Origin of the sequence: Paenibacillus sp. OSY-SE, from assembly GCF_000283315.1 — a bacterium.
Classification (GTDB): domain Bacteria; phylum Bacillota; class Bacilli; order Paenibacillales; family Paenibacillaceae; genus Paenibacillus_B; species Paenibacillus_B profundus.
In genome coordinates this window covers 1-14,589 of sequence record NZ_ALKF01000178.1, presented here as the reverse complement: position 1 = coordinate 14,589, position 14,589 = coordinate 1, and the positions used below count along the sequence as shown (strand labels likewise).

Annotated in this window: 14 protein-coding genes; 9 read left to right on the top strand and 5 right to left on the bottom strand. The window is 51.5% G+C overall.

Features of this window, described 5'->3' with window-relative positions; all coding sequences use genetic code 11:
• The first annotated feature begins 46 nt into the window (after positions 1-46).
• The 7 genes from A372_RS0113140 (at position 47) to A372_RS0113110 (ending at position 7,216) form a co-directional block, all read left to right on the top strand.
• Positions 47-982 (top strand): sugar-binding transcriptional regulator, encoded by a 936-nt coding sequence (locus A372_RS0113140; protein ID WP_019421317.1) that lies wholly within the window; start codon positions 47-49, stop codon positions 980-982.
• 453 nt (positions 983-1,435) lie between these two features.
• On the top strand, positions 1,436-2,101 hold the full coding sequence (gene deoC, locus A372_RS0113135) for a deoxyribose-phosphate aldolase (RefSeq protein ID WP_019421316.1): 666 nt from the start codon (positions 1,436-1,438) through the stop codon (positions 2,099-2,101).
• Positions 2,102-2,173: 72 nt separating this feature from the next.
• On the top strand, positions 2,174-2,569 hold the full coding sequence (locus A372_RS0113130; protein WP_019421315.1) for a cytidine deaminase: 396 nt from the start codon (positions 2,174-2,176) through the stop codon (positions 2,567-2,569).
• A 117-nt stretch (positions 2,570-2,686) separates the two neighbouring features.
• Complete coding sequence (locus tag A372_RS0113125; protein WP_019421314.1) at positions 2,687-3,865, top strand: NupC/NupG family nucleoside CNT transporter; 1,179 nt, start codon at positions 2,687-2,689, stop codon at positions 3,863-3,865.
• A 26-nt stretch (positions 3,866-3,891) separates the two neighbouring features.
• Positions 3,892-5,073 carry a phosphopentomutase gene (deoB, locus tag A372_RS0113120; protein ID WP_019421313.1) on the top strand — a complete coding sequence of 394 codons (1,182 nt, stop codon included), beginning with the start codon at positions 3,892-3,894 and terminating at the stop codon, positions 5,071-5,073.
• A 21-nt stretch (positions 5,074-5,094) separates the two neighbouring features.
• The gene (gene deoD, locus A372_RS0113115; RefSeq protein ID WP_019421312.1) at positions 5,095-5,802 is read left to right on the top strand and encodes a purine-nucleoside phosphorylase; all 708 of its coding nucleotides are present in this window, start codon (positions 5,095-5,097) and stop codon (positions 5,800-5,802) included.
• Positions 5,803-5,914: 112 nt separating this feature from the next.
• Positions 5,915-7,216, top strand: coding sequence for a pyrimidine-nucleoside phosphorylase (locus A372_RS0113110; RefSeq protein ID WP_019421311.1), 1,302 nt, complete (start codon positions 5,915-5,917; stop codon positions 7,214-7,216).
• Between the two features lie 94 nt (positions 7,217-7,310).
• Here A372_RS0113110 and A372_RS0113105 read toward each other — a convergent pair whose 3' ends face one another.
• The 5 genes from A372_RS0113105 to modA form a co-directional block, all read right to left on the bottom strand.
• Positions 7,311-8,279 carry an ABC transporter ATP-binding protein gene (locus A372_RS0113105; RefSeq protein ID WP_019421310.1) on the bottom strand — a complete coding sequence of 323 codons (969 nt, stop codon included), beginning with the start codon at positions 8,277-8,279 and terminating at the stop codon, positions 7,311-7,313.
• 85 nt (positions 8,280-8,364) lie between these two features.
• Complete coding sequence (locus tag A372_RS0113100; RefSeq protein ID WP_019421309.1) at positions 8,365-9,156, bottom strand: ABC transporter permease; 792 nt, start codon at positions 9,154-9,156, stop codon at positions 8,365-8,367.
• On the bottom strand, positions 9,153-9,929 hold the full coding sequence (locus A372_RS0113095) for an ABC transporter permease (RefSeq protein WP_019421308.1): 777 nt from the start codon (positions 9,927-9,929) through the stop codon (positions 9,153-9,155). The genes A372_RS0113100 and A372_RS0113095 overlap by 4 nt, the downstream gene beginning before the upstream one ends.
• Positions 9,930-10,119: 190 nt before the next feature.
• Positions 10,120-10,794 (bottom strand): molybdate ABC transporter permease subunit, encoded by a 675-nt coding sequence (modB, locus tag A372_RS0113090; RefSeq protein WP_019421307.1) that lies wholly within the window; start codon positions 10,792-10,794, stop codon positions 10,120-10,122.
• Between the two features lie 26 nt (positions 10,795-10,820).
• Positions 10,821-11,669, bottom strand: a complete 849-nt coding sequence (gene modA / locus A372_RS0113085; protein ID WP_019421306.1) for a molybdate ABC transporter substrate-binding protein — start codon at positions 11,667-11,669, stop codon at positions 10,821-10,823.
• A 327-nt stretch (positions 11,670-11,996) separates the two neighbouring features.
• On the opposite strand from modA, the gene A372_RS0113080 reads away from it, so the two are divergent.
• Together A372_RS0113080 and A372_RS0113075 are read left to right on the top strand one after the other, a co-directional pair.
• Entirely contained in the window at positions 11,997-12,950 is a 954-nt protein-coding gene (locus A372_RS0113080; protein ID WP_019421305.1) for a helix-turn-helix transcriptional regulator, read from the top strand.
• 242 nt (positions 12,951-13,192) lie between these two features.
• On the top strand, positions 13,193-14,560 hold the full coding sequence (locus tag A372_RS0113075) for a polysaccharide deacetylase (protein WP_019421304.1): 1,368 nt from the start codon (positions 13,193-13,195) through the stop codon (positions 14,558-14,560).
• The last annotated feature ends 29 nt before the right edge of the window (positions 14,561-14,589 follow it).

Below are 14,589 nucleotides of genomic sequence, written 5' to 3'. Positions count from 1 at the left end.
AACATGAACTTATGGAATGAATCATCTAATAAAAGTGGGTTGTAACATGGATAACGAGAAACAGCGGTTAAGCATTGAAGCAGCAAGACTTTATTACCTTTCTGATTATAGTCAATTAGAAATTGCGACAAGGCTCGGTGTCTCCCGTCCGACCGTGTCCCGATTATTGCAGCATGCCAAAGAACAGGGCTATGTGCGTATCAACATAGTCGATCCACTTGAAGATTTGGATGCTTTGGGTGAGCAGGTTAAGCAAAAATATAATTTGGATACGGTCCTTGTGTGCTATTCGCCTTTGAACGAGTATCAAGAAATTCAGAAGCATATCAGCAAGAAAGCGGCTGATTATTTGCATGAAACGGTTCAGGATGCGGATATTATCGGCGTAACCTGGGGGAGGACGATGCATGCAGTGGCGCTTCAGCTGCAGCAAAAGCAGGTGCGAGGCGTGGAGGTCGTTCAATTAAAGGGCGGCGTAAGTCACTCCCACGTCAATACGTACGCGGCTGAAACGGTGAATTTATTCGCCGCGGCGTTCCAAACCATTGCCCGTTATTTGCCGCTGCCCGTCATATTCGACAGCATCGCTCTCAAACAGATGGTGGAGCAAGACCGGCATATTCATCGTATTATTCAACTGGGTAAACAGGCGAATATTGCTGTCTTCACCGTAGGAACGGTTAAAGACGATGCCCTTCTGTTCCGGCTCGGCTACTTCAGCAAAGAAGAGCAAAAACTGCTCCAAAGCAGTGGTGCAGGCGATATATGCTCCCGTTTCTTTGACGAGAAAGGGAACATGTGCAGTGAAGAAATCAATAATCGTACGGTAGGCATCGACCTTGCGGAGCTGCGCGATAAGGAAAAATCGATTCTTGTTGCCGGAGGGCAACGGAAAATCGAATCGATCAGGGCCGCCCTGATCGGCAAATATGCCAATATATTAGTGACTGACCAATTCACCGCGCAAGCGTTGTTAAAATAATCACCCTGCCGCAGCAGGGATTGCACCCCTTAGAATAGACATTGAGATCAGCCTCTCAGTGACGAGCTATATCTAAGGGGTTTTTTGTTTCCAGAAATAACGATACGCTGCCATGTGCTTCTCTCCACTCTCCCTCTCATTCAGAAAGGCATCTCTCCGCAGGTGGGCTGTCGGTGATATGTATTCCGTAACCGTTCTTCTCAGAAAATGCAGTAATATTCACCAATTAGATAAAATAGTCTAGCGTATGGAAATGCGGGAACCATTGTTACTGACCGAAGGGGAGAGTGATCGGAAGCGCCGAATGGAGTGAGTATCTCCTCTTTATTCGACCTTGAACAAAATTTCAAACTACCATTTACATATGTTCAATACCTGTGTTATGATGTGCATGAAATCAATATAGTTCACCATAAACAGGTATGAAAATAGAGTAGGTAAGGAGTGTAGAGCATGAGCATAGCAGGAATTATTGATCATACGCTTCTGCGGGCGGACGCCACGAAAGAGGACATCGCCAAGCTTACGGAAGAAGCGAAGCAATATCAGTTCGCTTCGGTCTGTGTCAACCCGGCATGGGTGGCTTACTCGGCAGAGCAGCTAGCAGGCACGCAGGTCAACGTATGTACCGTTATCGGTTTTCCGCTGGGTGCCGCCACTTCCGCAGTCAAAGCTTATGAGACGAAAGATGCGATTGCCAATGGGGCAAACGAAGTGGACATGGTTATTAACATTGGCGCTTTGAAAGCACAGGATTACGAACTGGTTGAGAAGGACATTAAGGCAGTTGTGGAAGCGGCTTCAGGCAAAGCGCTCGTAAAAGTTATCATTGAAGCTTGCCTGCTCACCGATGAGGAGAAGGTGCGAGCTTGTGAATTAGCTGTAAAAGCGGGCGCTGACTTTGTTAAGACATCCACCGGCTTTTCTACAGGCGGAGCGACTCGCGAAGATGTTGCTTTGATGCGCAGCACCGTCGGACAACGTGCAGGTGTTAAAGCTTCTGGCGGAGTCCGGAGCTTGGAAGACATGAACGGCATGATTGAAGCAGGAGCAACGCGCATCGGTGCCAGTTCCGGCGTTCACATCATGGAGGGCGATCAGTCGTCATCTTCTTATTAATCTATATAAGAGCGTGTTTCAGAAGTCCGTTAGGGACTTTTGAAACACCCCTACTAGAGGAGGATATGTCGCATGAAAGAACAGTTGATTCAAGAAGCGATTGAAGCGCGCAAGCAGGCCTATTCCCCTTATTCCCGCTTTCAGGTCGGCGCCGCAGTGCTGGCAGGAGGAAAAGTGTACCGTGGCTGCAACGTGGAGAACGCGTCCTACGGCTTAACCAATTGTGCCGAACGAACCGCGATCTTCAAGGCCGTCTCCGAGGGAGAGAGCAAGATTGAAGCCATTGCCGTGGTGGCGGATACGGAAGGTCCGGTATCTCCATGCGGCGCTTGCCGGCAGGTGCTGGCCGAATTCTGCGACAGTCAGACGAAAATATATTTAACCAATCTTCATGGCAACACCGAGGAATGGACGATGGAGCGTTTGCTGCCGGGAGCTTTTCAGGCGGGAGATATGGACACTGATTAATCGAATCAGCAAGATTTCCTTTTTTTCGTTCAAATGTAAGCGTTTAATATGTTGCCTGCGCAAGTTTTTCGCAAGTCAATTTAATCTGCACATGCTCAAGCATGGGGGGAAGTACGAATGAAATATGTAATCGCTATTTTGGGCGTATTGATCGTTTTCGGGCTCACATACGCCGCCAGCAACGATAAACGCAATATTCGCTATCGTCCGCTGGTGCAAATGGTTATTCTGCAAGTGATATTGGCATTCATTTTGTTGAATACGAGTGTGGGCGAGCTTCTAATCAAGGGATTTTCTTCCGTGTTTGAGTCGTTGCTCGCCTATGCGGCAGATGGAGTGAACTTTGTCTTCGGCGGTATCGCGAACGAAGGGCAGGCTCCGTTTTTCTTGATGGTGCTGCTGCCGATCATATTCATTTCCGCGCTGATAGGCATTTTGCAATACACGAAGATTTTGCCGTTTATCATTAAATATATTGGACTAGTGTTGAGCAAGGTGAACGGCATGGGCAAGCTGGAATCGTACAATGCGGTGGCATCCGCGATCTTGGGGCAATCTGAAGTATTCATTTCCGTGAAGAAGCAAATTGGCTTGCTGCCGGAGCATCGTTTGTATACTTTGTGCGCTTCTGCGATGTCTACCGTGTCGATGTCGATCGTCGGCGCGTACATGCTGATGATCAGTCCAAAATATGTCGTCACGGCGCTCGTGTTGAACCTGTTCGGCGGGTTCATTATTGCTTCCGTCCTTAACCCTTACAAAGTGTCGAAAGAAGAAGACATATTGGAGGTTCAGGAGGAACACAAGCAGTCCTTCTTCGAAATGCTTGGCGAATACATTATGGACGGCTTCAAGGTAGCCATTACGGTGGCTGCGATGCTGATTGGTTTTGTAGCGTTGATCGCGCTGGTCAACGGCCTGTTTGACGGATTGTTCGGCATTACATTCCAACAACTGCTGGGATATATTTTTGCGCCGTTTGCGTTTTTGATGGGCGTGCCTTGGAAAGAAGCGGTAGATGCAGGCAGCATTATGGCGACGAAGATGGTAGCCAACGAATTCGTGGCGATGCTGGATCTGTCCAAGCAAGCCGTTCTGTCTGAGCGGGCGACGGGTATTGTATCCGTTTTCCTGGTCTCGTTCGCCAACTTCTCGTCCATTGGCATTATTTCCGGCGCCGTGAAAGGATTGCATGAGAAGCAAGGCAACGTGGTTGCCCGCTTCGGCCTCAGATTGCTGTATGGCGCCACGCTGGTCAGCGTATTGTCTGCAACGATTGCCGGTTTGTTCCTATAATAAAATGAGGAAGGAGAGGAGAAGACATGGATTCATTTAAACGCATTCACCTCATTGTGATGGACTCGGTAGGCATTGGAGAGGCCCCGGATGCCGCCCAATTCGATGATATCGGCGCTGACACGCTTGGCCATATCGCGAGCGAACGCGGGGGGCTGAACATGCCGAATATGGCAAGACTGGGCTTGTCCAACATCCGCAACATCCAAGGCGTGCCTGAAGCAGACCAACCGCTTGCTTACTATTGCAAAATGCAGGAAGCCTCCAGTGGAAAAGATACCATGACCGGTCATTGGGAAATGATGGGATTGCATATCGATACGCCGTTCCGTGTATTTCCGGATGGATTCCCGGATGAACTCATTCAACGGATAGAAGCGAAGACAGGCCGCAAGGTCATCGGCAACAAGGCGGCCAGCGGCACTGAAATCATCGATGAGCTCGGGGAAGAGCATATGAGGACCGGTGCTCTTATCATCTACACTTCTGCCGATTCGGTGCTGCAAATCGCGGCTCACGAGCAGGTCGTGTCCTTGAATGAGCTGTATAATATCTGTACATTCTGCCGGGAAATAACGCTGGATGATCCTTATATGCTCGGCCGAATCATTGCTCGTCCATTTGTAGGCGAACCCGGAAAGTTCACCCGGACGCCCAATCGCCATGATTATGCGCTTAAGCCGTTTGGACGCACGACAATGAATGAGCTGAAGGATAAAGGCTATGATGTCATCGCTTTGGGGAAAATCTCCGATATTTTTGATGGCGAAGGGATTACAAAAGCGGTAAGAACCGTTTCCAATATGGACGGGATGGATAAGCTGATTGAAGCGCTCGATGAGCCGTTCACCGGTCTCAGCTTTCTGAATCTTGTCGACTTCGATGCGCTGTATGGCCATCGGCGAGATGCGCACGGGTATGGTCAAGCGTTGGAGGAATTCGATGCGCGTTTGCCGGAAGTATACGCCAAAATGACGAAGGATGATCTCTTGATCATCACCGCCGATCATGGCAACGATCCGACGTATAAGGGCACGGACCACACTCGGGAATATGTGCCGATGTTAGCCTATTCCCCGCGCATTGTGGCGGAGGGGACAGAGCTGCCGCTTCGTAGAACGTTCGCCGATATCGGCGCCACGATAGCCGACAATTTTGGGGTCGCAATGCCAGAGTATGGCACCAGCTTTTTGACGAATTTGCAATAAACCTACTTGGAGGAATCGATCATGAGTGTGCACATTGGAGCGAAGCAAGGAGACATAGCCGACACGATTTTGCTGCCGGGAGATCCGCTGCGGGCAAAGTATATCGCTGAAACTTACTTGGAGGAGGCTGCCTGCTACAATGACGTTCGCGGTATGCTCGGTTTTACGGGAACATATCAAGGGAAGCGCGTATCGGTTCAAGGTACTGGGATGGGGATTCCCACGACAAGCATTTACGTGAATGAGCTGATTAACGAATACGGCGTCAAAAACTTGATTCGCGTAGGAACGTGCGGCGCCATGCAGAAGCATGTTCAGGTGCGTGATGTGGTTCTCGCCCAGGCTTCCTGTACGGATTCCAGCATGAACCGCCATGTTTTCAATGGGTATGATTACTCGCCGATTGCCAGCTTTCCGCTGCTGCTAGCGGCATATGAACGTGGGATATCCAAAGGGTTGAAGCTGCATGTCGGCAACATTTTCAGCTCGGATATGTTCTACCGCGACGATAAGTCCGTCGTACAGAAGCTGATGGATTACGGCGTGCTTGGTGTAGAGATGGAAACGACTGCCTTGTATACGCTTGCCGCCAAATACAGTGTAAACGCGTTGACCATTTTGACTGTGAGCGATCATTTGCTTACCGGGGAGGAAACGACGGCAGCGGAGCGGCAAACAACCTTTGGCGATATGATGGAAGTGGCTCTTGAGACCGCGATTTCCCTTTAAGAGGTTCCCCTTTTGATCACGAAGCATCCCAAGATGGGATTTGTCCAACCAGCATTTTGCAAAATATGCTTTTGCAAAATGACTTCAATGCATACAGTGAGGAGAAAAGACGATGAGAATGGTGGATTTGATTGCGAAGAAGCGGGACGGCAAGGAACTGACAACTGAAGAAATCAATTTCATTATTGATGGATATACAAAAGGCGACATTCCGGATTATCAAGTCAGCGCCTTGGCAATGGCCATCTATTTTCAGGATATGAACGAGCGTGAACGGGCCGATTTGACCATGGCCATGGTTCATTCCGGAGACACTATCGACCTGTCGGCGATACAAGGCATCAAGGTAGATAAGCACTCCACCGGAGGCGTAGGCGATACGACCACTCTGGTATTGGCTCCGCTTGTAGCTGCTTTGGATATTCCGGTGGCGAAGATGTCCGGACGCGGGCTCGGCCATACCGGCGGGACGATTGATAAATTGGAAGCCATTGAAGGATTCCACGTAGAGATCAGCAAAGACGAATTCGTGAACTTGGTAAATGAGCATAAAATCGCTGTTATCGGACAAACTGGCAATCTCACGCCAGCCGACAAAAAGCTGTATGCATTGCGCGACGTTACGGCAACCGTAAATTCGATTACACTTATTGCGAGCTCGATCATGAGCAAAAAAATCGCGGCAGGATCCGATGCCATCGTGCTGGATGTGAAGACCGGCGCAGGCGCGTTCATGAAAACCGCTGAAGATGCCAAAGAGCTGGCCCATGCCATGGTCAGCATCGGCAACAAAGTCGGACGCAAGACGATGGCAGTCATATCCGATATGAGTCAGCCGCTCGGCAGCGCGATCGGCAATTCCTTGGAAGTGAAAGAGGCCATTGATACGCTCCGAGGTCACGGGCCGAAGGATCTGGAGGAGCTGTGCTTCGCGCTCGGAAGACAGATGGTCTATCTCGCCGGCAAAGCAGATTCACTGGAAGAAGCCGAAGAGAAGCTGAAAGAAGTCATCCATAACGGTAAAGCGCTGGAGAAATTCAAAGAGTTTATTGCCAATCAGGGCGGAGATTTTTCCGTAGTAGATGACCCGGACAAATTGCCAAAAGCAGCCTATATCATAGAAGTGCCAGCGAAGGAAGACGGCATGGTCGCCGAAATCGTGGCAGATGAAATCGGAACCGCAGCCATGCTTCTCGGAGCGGGACGCGCTACCAAGGAATCCGAAATCGATCTGGCTGTAGGATTGATGCTGAACAAGAAAATCGGAGACAAGGTCAAAGCCGGAGAGTCACTGGTGACCATTCATGCGAATCGGGAAAGCGTGGACGATGTTATCGAGAAGATTTACGCGAACATCCGCATTGGCAGCCATGCGGAGACGCCTGTACTGATACATGACATTGTGACGGAATAGACGGAACGGTTGTTGCTTAGGCCGAAGCTTTAATAAAGGAGCCGAGCGAGAGTCAGGACATGTTTTCCTGCTTCTCCCCGGCTCTTTTTCTATCTTAATACACCCGATGAATAATATCCTCGAAATTAGGCTCCTCCATATGAACGTCCTCCAGCTCCCCGAACTGCTCCAGCAAGCGCAGCGCTTCCATCGCGCTTAATTGTTCGCGGTTGCATTCGACGGTCAGCGTGCGTCCGGCACGGCTGTGGCAACGAAGCGGAGCAGGAACCTCATGCTCCATGCTTTCCGCCTTGTTGTACGTGACGCGGATAATAGTAGGGAGCCCAATCCTCCGGCGGAGATCGTCAATCGTGCCGTCGAAGCCGAGGCGGCCGTGGTTAATGACGATGACCCGGCTGCACAACTGCTCGATGTCGTCCATATCGTGTGTCGTCAGCATAATCGTTTTACCCAGATTGAGGTTGATATCTTTAAGAAACTGGCGAATGTTCCGCTTCGCAATGACGTCCAGCCCGATGGTCGGCTCATCCAGGAATAGAATGTCTGGATCGTGCAGAAGTGCTGCGGCGATGTCGGCCCGCATCCGTTGCCCGAGCGACAACTGCCGGACAGGGGTGTCGAGGAATTCGTCCAGAGCAAGCAGCTCCCGCAGTTGCCCGAGCCGTGTTCGCTTCTTCGCCGCGTCCATCCCGTACATGGCGGCAAGAATGTCGTAGGAATCGCGGGTCGGCAGATCCCACCACAGCTGTGTCCGCTGTCCGAATAGGACGCCAAGCCGCTTCGTCACCAGCCGGCGCTTCTGGTGCGGACTGTGGCCGAAGATGCGCACTTCCCCCGAGGTTGGGTGGAGAATGCCGGACAGCATTTTGATTGTCGTCGATTTGCCGGCGCCGTTCGGGCCGATGTAGCCGACGAATTCGCCGGGTTCAATCTGGAAGCTGATGCCGCATACTGCTTCCTTCACCTGATAGTCTCGGGAGAACAGGGAACGCAGCCCTTTGAACGGCCCTTCCTTCGGCGCCGCTCGACGGAACTGCTTATGCAATTCAGTTACAGTAATCATGGAAGTATCTCCTCCTGCCGCGTTGGCGGCCCTCATCGTCTTGGTTGTGCGTGTGTCATCTTGTTTCCATTGGCCGAACAACCGGTCAACTGCCCGTGCTCTGGTATCGCGCGAGTCCAATCTTCCATGCCCGCAAGGCGATTGTGAACAACGCCAGCGCGACCAGAATGGATAAGCCGACCAGCCAGATCCCGGCTTCGTGCCGCAGAATGTACAACGAAGGCATATAATTGGCGAACCCGACCGGAATGACGCTAATAAGCAATCCCTGCAGCCATTTCGGATATATGCTCATCGGATACTGCGCCGCTGTCCGTGCCGCATCTTCGGTAATGTTCTGCAGCTCTTCAATCCGGGTAATCCAGAATCCAGCCGTTGCCGTAAGCAAGCCAATGGCGAACAGCAGCACCGATCCCGACAGGATGACGATGACGGTGAGGGGCAGTGCGGTCCAGGTGATCTGGCCGGTCTGCATCATGGTTCCCATGCTAAAGGCAAGAATGGCGATGCCTTGAATGAGCTCGCCGAACTTGATCGAGAAATTTTGCGACATAAGCGCGAGCAGAACTGGGACGGGACGCAGCAGCAGGCTGTCCAGGCTGCCGGTGACCAGATACTTTTCCAAATGATGCACATCGGAGGCGAACATCCGGTACAGTGCCTTGGACAAAGACAGCACGGCATACAAATATCCGGCTTCCGCCAAGCTCCAGCCTTTGATATGGCCGAACTTAAGCAGTATGACCGCCAGCATGAGAAATTCGACGACATTAATAATCGCAGCCATGATGCTCGAGAACCAGAAGTTGAACTTATATTGCATCCGGCTGCGTATGCTTGCGCGTACGAGAAGAGCGTACATGTGAATCCATTTCATCCGCCCTGCACCTCCACTTTGCGCCGCATCATCCCGGTAACGGCGAGACATACGACAGTGAATAGAGCGCACCAGAAGAGCGACCCGGCGAGCGCAGATGGAGACTCCATGCCCAAGTAAATTCGAGTCGGCACATAATGCAGAAATGGATAGAACGACGCGCGGCTAATCGCGGCGAGCCACGGCGGGAGCCATTCAATCGGGATGAGAAAGCCGGACAACAGCATGCTGAACGCATAGTTGACCCAGTACAGCCAGCGGGATTCGGTCGTCCACAGCGCGGCGGCCCCGATGATATAGTTCAAGCAGATGGAAATGTACGCGGCAAGCGTCAAAGCTACAGCGGTCCACACGTAAGTGATAACGGATGAGGGGACGTGAAGCGGCAATACGAAGAAATAAAGCGCGTAAATCGGAAGAAACTTGTACACGAACTGGTAGGCTATCTGCCCCCATTCCTTGCTCATGAGCTGATAGAACAGATGAACGGGACGGACGAGATCGAGGGCAATCTGCCCAGTTCGCACGGACTGCTCCATGCCGAGTCCGTTGTTGAGAAAGGCGGCGATCCATAAGCTCGCCTGATTGAACGCGACATAGCTGATTATGCCATTCAATCCGTATTCGCCAAGCGAACGGCCTTCGCCGATGCCTGTCCAGACCGATACGTAAATGAGGCCGAACAGAGCGCTTGCGATGTTGTGCACGAGATGTGCACTGCGGTACTGCAAGTTGCTGAGATACATTTTGCGGGCCAACGTTAAAAAAAGCATTCAACACCTCCGTCATCATCATGAATTTCGGCAAGCCGACACTTCGATGCAGGGTGAAATGCGCGTAGAGAGAGCGAGGAATATAATACCAAACTTTGAGGGGGAAACGCAATAGTTATTTTTTGCGGGATGAGAAAAAAACAATATTAAGGAATATGGAACTGTTATACACAGCAATAGCCGACTGTCGTCACCGCGTACTGCGAGTGCCGGCGTCCCTCTGCCCTTGATTGGCGACAAAGAGGAGGAGGAAGGAGATGGCGATCATACAGCCAGACCATGCCCAAGCGAGCGTCGTATTGCCAGCGTCCACGGCAAAATAAATGGCGGTGGGCACGGTCTGCGTGATGCCCGGAATATTGCCGGCAACCATCAGCGTCGCTCCGAATTCACCGAGCCCGCGCGCAAAGCCGAGGATGAAGGCGGTCACGATGGAACGCGAGGCGAGTGGAAGCGTAATATAGCGGAATACTTGCCATTCGCCAGCGCCTTCTGCCCGTCCCGCCTGCTCCAGCTCGGTATCGACCGAGGCGAAGCCGACCTTGAGCGACTGGTAGACGAGCGGGAAAGAGACGACGATGGCTGCGATGACCCCGCCCGACCAGTGAAAGACGAGCGGATGGCCGAGCCACGCCTCAGCCCATTCGCCTAAGCGGCTCCGTCTGCCGAGAAGAACGAGCAGGATGAAGCCCACCACGGTAGGAGGGAGGACGAGCGGAAGCATAAAGGCCGTTTCGACCAGTGTCTTGCCGCGAAAGCTGCGGCCTTTCAGTAACCAGGCAACGGTGATGCCAAGCCCCATTACGATGAGGCTGGATACGATCGTAATTTGCAGAGAGAGCAGTACTGGACTCCAGAAAGACACCTTTCCTCCTCCTTTCGTGTGGAAAATTAATCGGCAAGATGGAAGCCATAGCGCTCAAAAATGTGACTTGCTTCCTCGCCAGACAAGTATTGATACCATTCCTGCGCTTCTGTCGGATGAGATGTAGCCTTTACAATACCCATCGGGTAGACGATCGGCTTATGCATAGAGGAGTCGACCGTATAGGCGATGAGCGCTTTATTGGCGGTAATCGCATCCGTACGATAGACGAACCCGGCATCGACATTCCCCGTTTCCACGTAGGAGAGCACTTGGCGAACATCCTTCGTTAAGACGAATTTGTCGGCCAACGGCTCCCATAACTTCGCTTTTTTCAGCACTTCTTGCGCATAGCTTCCAGCGGGCACGCTCTCTGGCGCCCCAATAGCGATCCGCTTTACTTGCTCCGTGCCGAGCGGCTCCAATCCCGTCCACTCCGCTACTTGATTGTTCGGTACGATGACGACGAGATCGTTCTTCAGCAAGGGGCGCTGCCACTTGTCATCGATCAAGCCGTTTTGCAGCAGCTCGTCCATTTGCTTCTTGCCTGCGGAGATGAATAAATCTGTCGGTGCGCCCTGTTCAATCTGCTTCTGCAGTGTGCCAGAAGCACCGAAGTTAATTAGGACCTTTACATTCGGATGGTCTTTCTCATAGGATTGCTTCAGTTCTGCCAGCGCATCCTGCAGACTGGCGGCCGCGGAGACGGTCAATTGGACCTCGGGCGGTTGCGTGTCCGTGTTCCCATTGGCTCCAACTCCTGTGTTGGCGCTGCAGCCGCCCCCCAAGAGAGCGACGAGGGACAGCATGAGGATGAGCATCATTCCAAGGTGCGTTTTCATTCGGTATGGTTGCAGGCGCTTCTTCTTCAACATCGTTAATTCCTCCCTGTATGTACCGTTCAGTTGGATGAATACACAATTCCCCTGTCTAAGGAATGGGATAAGCTCACCTTTATTTTGCCTAATTCAGCCTGCAAACATATTCGTTTATAATAGCAAAGTGCAAAATCGGTGAAACCAGTTTGTTGTGCAATCATTCATTTCCAAACGCAGCATAACTTTATGTTTCATTATAAATAGTTATAACAAGTTATAAGTGGTGATGTCTAACATTTTTGTGACAAGGCGATCACGGCCTGCCTTGTCAAGTGGCCGATCCGATCGTATGATCGAAGAAAGCGCATACCAAGGAGGTTCGCAATGCCCCATTCCATGTCCTATACGGTCCATGAGATCGCACAAATGCTCAAAGTATCCAAGTTGACCGTTTATGATTTGATCAAAAAAGGCGAACTTCGCGCATACCGCGTCGGCAAGCAAATGAGGGTCGACGGCGTTGAGCTGGAAGCATACAAGCAGCGCGGGCAACGTTACGAAGCAACGGCTTATTACGGAGAAGCACTGTCAGAATCGCGGCTTATCAGCCAAAGGGCGGCGGCTCCCTTGCCGTCATCTCAACTTGTCATTACCGGACATGATGCATGTCTTGAATTATTGTCCAAACATTTGGAGCGAGAGAATAAATCGATTCGCCCGCTGCGTTCGTTCGTCGGCAGCATGGAAGGCTTGATCGCGCTCTTTCACGGCGATGCTCATATCGTGAGTACGCATCTGTTCGACGGCGATACGGGGGAGTACAATCTTCCTTATATACGCAAATTATTAGTCGGTCTTCCCTATATGGTCATTCATGTGGCCGCACGTTCGGCGGGATTATATGTCCAACCCGGCAATCCGAAGGGGATTGCTTCATGGACCGATGTGGCCAAGCCAGGCATTATGCTGGTGAACCGGGAGCGGGGATCCGGCGCGCGCGTGCTGCTGGATGAGCAGCTGCGGATCAACGGCTTGAAGAGAGAAGTGCTGCACGGATATGGAAACGAGGAGACGACGCATTTAGCGGTCGCAGGACAGGTCGGGAGCGGACAAGCGGATGTCGGGGTTGGCATTGAGAAGGTTGCCTATGCAGTCGGTATTGATTTTGTGCCACTCATGCAGGAACAGGTTGATCTCGTCGTTCTGAAGCAGCCCGAACATATGCCGTGGATCGACATTCTGCTGCAAGTGCTCCGTTCTGCTGCATACCGGGAAGAATTGATGGCGATTCGAGGCTATGATACAAGCCGGACCGGAGAGATCCGCATGGAAGCATAGAATAGGGATGGAGATGTTCTCTCCAAATACGATAGACCCGGCGGAATCCGATCGGGTCTTCTGCGTGTGAATGCGTTATCTGGCATAATCTATGAGTTGCCAGTCATTTTTTCGGGTACCGTTCATATAATCTAGCAATACGGCTTATGAACTAAGCCCTGAAGTCTCTCATCATTGGATTGAATGAAGCAATTATCATACCATTATTATAGTGTGAATGGAAAAAGAGGAGGAGCAAGAACATGAACGAACGCAATCGTAAGATGGAGCTTCGCATTTTGGCGGCGCTATGTGCGCTGCTCGTCCTGGCAGGAACCTGGACAGCCTTTGGATGGAAATCCCAAATGGAACAAGTCGCTTACGCTTCCTCACAGCGAATGATGATGGAAGAACGCGCGGCATCGGATATAGAGCAAACCGCGGCACAGAGCGCCGGAACGGTGAACGTGGCATGGACGGCGAAGGCGGACAAGCCTTCTGGAGAAGCTGCAGTATTACCGAGAGGCGGTAAAACAGCGCTAGCGGCAGCGCCGGCCAAGAAACAAGAAAAGGTAATCTATTTGACGTTTGATGACGGACCGAGCATACATACCTCAGATGTTCTCGATATATTGGACAAGGAAAACATAAAGGGCACTTTCTTCGTGCTAGGACAGCAGGCGGAGCGCAATCCAAAGCTGGTGGAGCGTATCGTAAAGGAAGGACATGCGATTGGCAATCATAGCTATAATCATGAGTATAAGACGTTATACAGCGATTTCCGCAATTTCTGGAACCAAATCAAGCGTACAGGCCAAATCGTAGAGAAAATCATAGGCTACGAGCCGGTACTGGTGCGAGCGCCGGGCGGCACGATTATGAATTTCGACAAGCAGTACTTTGAGTTAATGGATAAAGCGGGGTACTTGGTCTACGATTGGCATGTAGACAGTGCGGATTCGAAGCGCCGCGGCGTACCAGCCCGAGAAATCGTGCAAGCGATCAAAAAGGGAGCGCTTCTGCCAGAGACAGTCGTGCTGATGCATGATGGGGTTGGGCATGACGAGACGGTCAAGGCGCTGCCGGACATCATTGCATTTTACAAATCAAAAGGCTACACCTTCGACGTGCTGTCGCCGGAAGTGAAGCCAGTTCAATTCCACGTTGGCTCCACGGCGCGGTGGAAGCGTTCGCCGGTGAGCACTGCGTGGATTCAAGACAACGTTAAGCCTATCGAGACTCTAGTGGCGGCAAAGGATCCAATGACGTTCACCGTGGAGACGGATCAAGGTCAAATCCGCTTGGAGCCAGATCAGTTCATGAGCTATGAAGATAAGACGTATGTGCCGCTACGCATGCTCGTTGAGAAACTGAACGGGACGGTCAATTGGAATGTGGAGTCGGACCGCGTGAACGTCGAATGGAATCAGACGGCCGTTGAGTTTGATTTGAAGCAGGGGCAGCTGTCGCAGACGATGCCAGACGGGACGATTCAAATACATGAGGCTGATCTTGTCTCGCAGAATAAAATGACGTGGGTGCCGCTGCGGGTGATGCTGGATGCATTCCAAGTCAAAATGTTTCATTATGAGCTGGAGCCGGTTCAACCCGAGAAGCCAGCTGCGGCTTAGGCATCTATTCAGAACCGAGAAAATGGGAT

Excerpts from the sequence above, each read along its gene's own strand:
- A372_RS0113140 (WP_019421317.1), top strand. The coding sequence starts at position 47 with ATGGATAACGAGAAACAGCGGTTAAGCATTGAAGCAGCAAGACTTTAT.
- modA (WP_019421306.1), bottom strand. The coding sequence starts at position 11,669 with ATGTTGAAGAAGAAGCGCCTGCAACCATACCGAATGAAAACGCACCTT.
- A372_RS0113110 (WP_019421311.1), top strand. The coding sequence starts at position 5,915 with ATGAGAATGGTGGATTTGATTGCGAAGAAGCGGGACGGCAAGGAACTG.
- A372_RS0113105 (WP_019421310.1), bottom strand. The coding sequence starts at position 8,279 with ATGATTACTGTAACTGAATTGCATAAGCAGTTCCGTCGAGCGGCGCCG.
- A372_RS0113100 (WP_019421309.1), bottom strand. The coding sequence starts at position 9,156 with ATGAAATGGATTCACATGTACGCTCTTCTCGTACGCGCAAGCATACGC.
- A372_RS0113075 (WP_019421304.1), top strand. The coding sequence starts at position 13,193 with ATGAACGAACGCAATCGTAAGATGGAGCTTCGCATTTTGGCGGCGCTA.
- deoC (WP_019421316.1), top strand. The coding sequence starts at position 1,436 with ATGAGCATAGCAGGAATTATTGATCATACGCTTCTGCGGGCGGACGCC.
- deoD (WP_019421312.1), top strand. The coding sequence starts at position 5,095 with ATGAGTGTGCACATTGGAGCGAAGCAAGGAGACATAGCCGACACGATT.
- A372_RS0113095 (WP_019421308.1), bottom strand. The coding sequence starts at position 9,929 with ATGCTTTTTTTAACGTTGGCCCGCAAAATGTATCTCAGCAACTTGCAG.
- A372_RS0113080 (WP_019421305.1), top strand. The coding sequence starts at position 11,997 with ATGCCCCATTCCATGTCCTATACGGTCCATGAGATCGCACAAATGCTC.
- A372_RS0113125 (WP_019421314.1), top strand. The coding sequence starts at position 2,687 with ATGAAATATGTAATCGCTATTTTGGGCGTATTGATCGTTTTCGGGCTC.
- deoB (WP_019421313.1), top strand. The coding sequence starts at position 3,892 with ATGGATTCATTTAAACGCATTCACCTCATTGTGATGGACTCGGTAGGC.
- A372_RS0113130 (WP_019421315.1), top strand. The coding sequence starts at position 2,174 with ATGAAAGAACAGTTGATTCAAGAAGCGATTGAAGCGCGCAAGCAGGCC.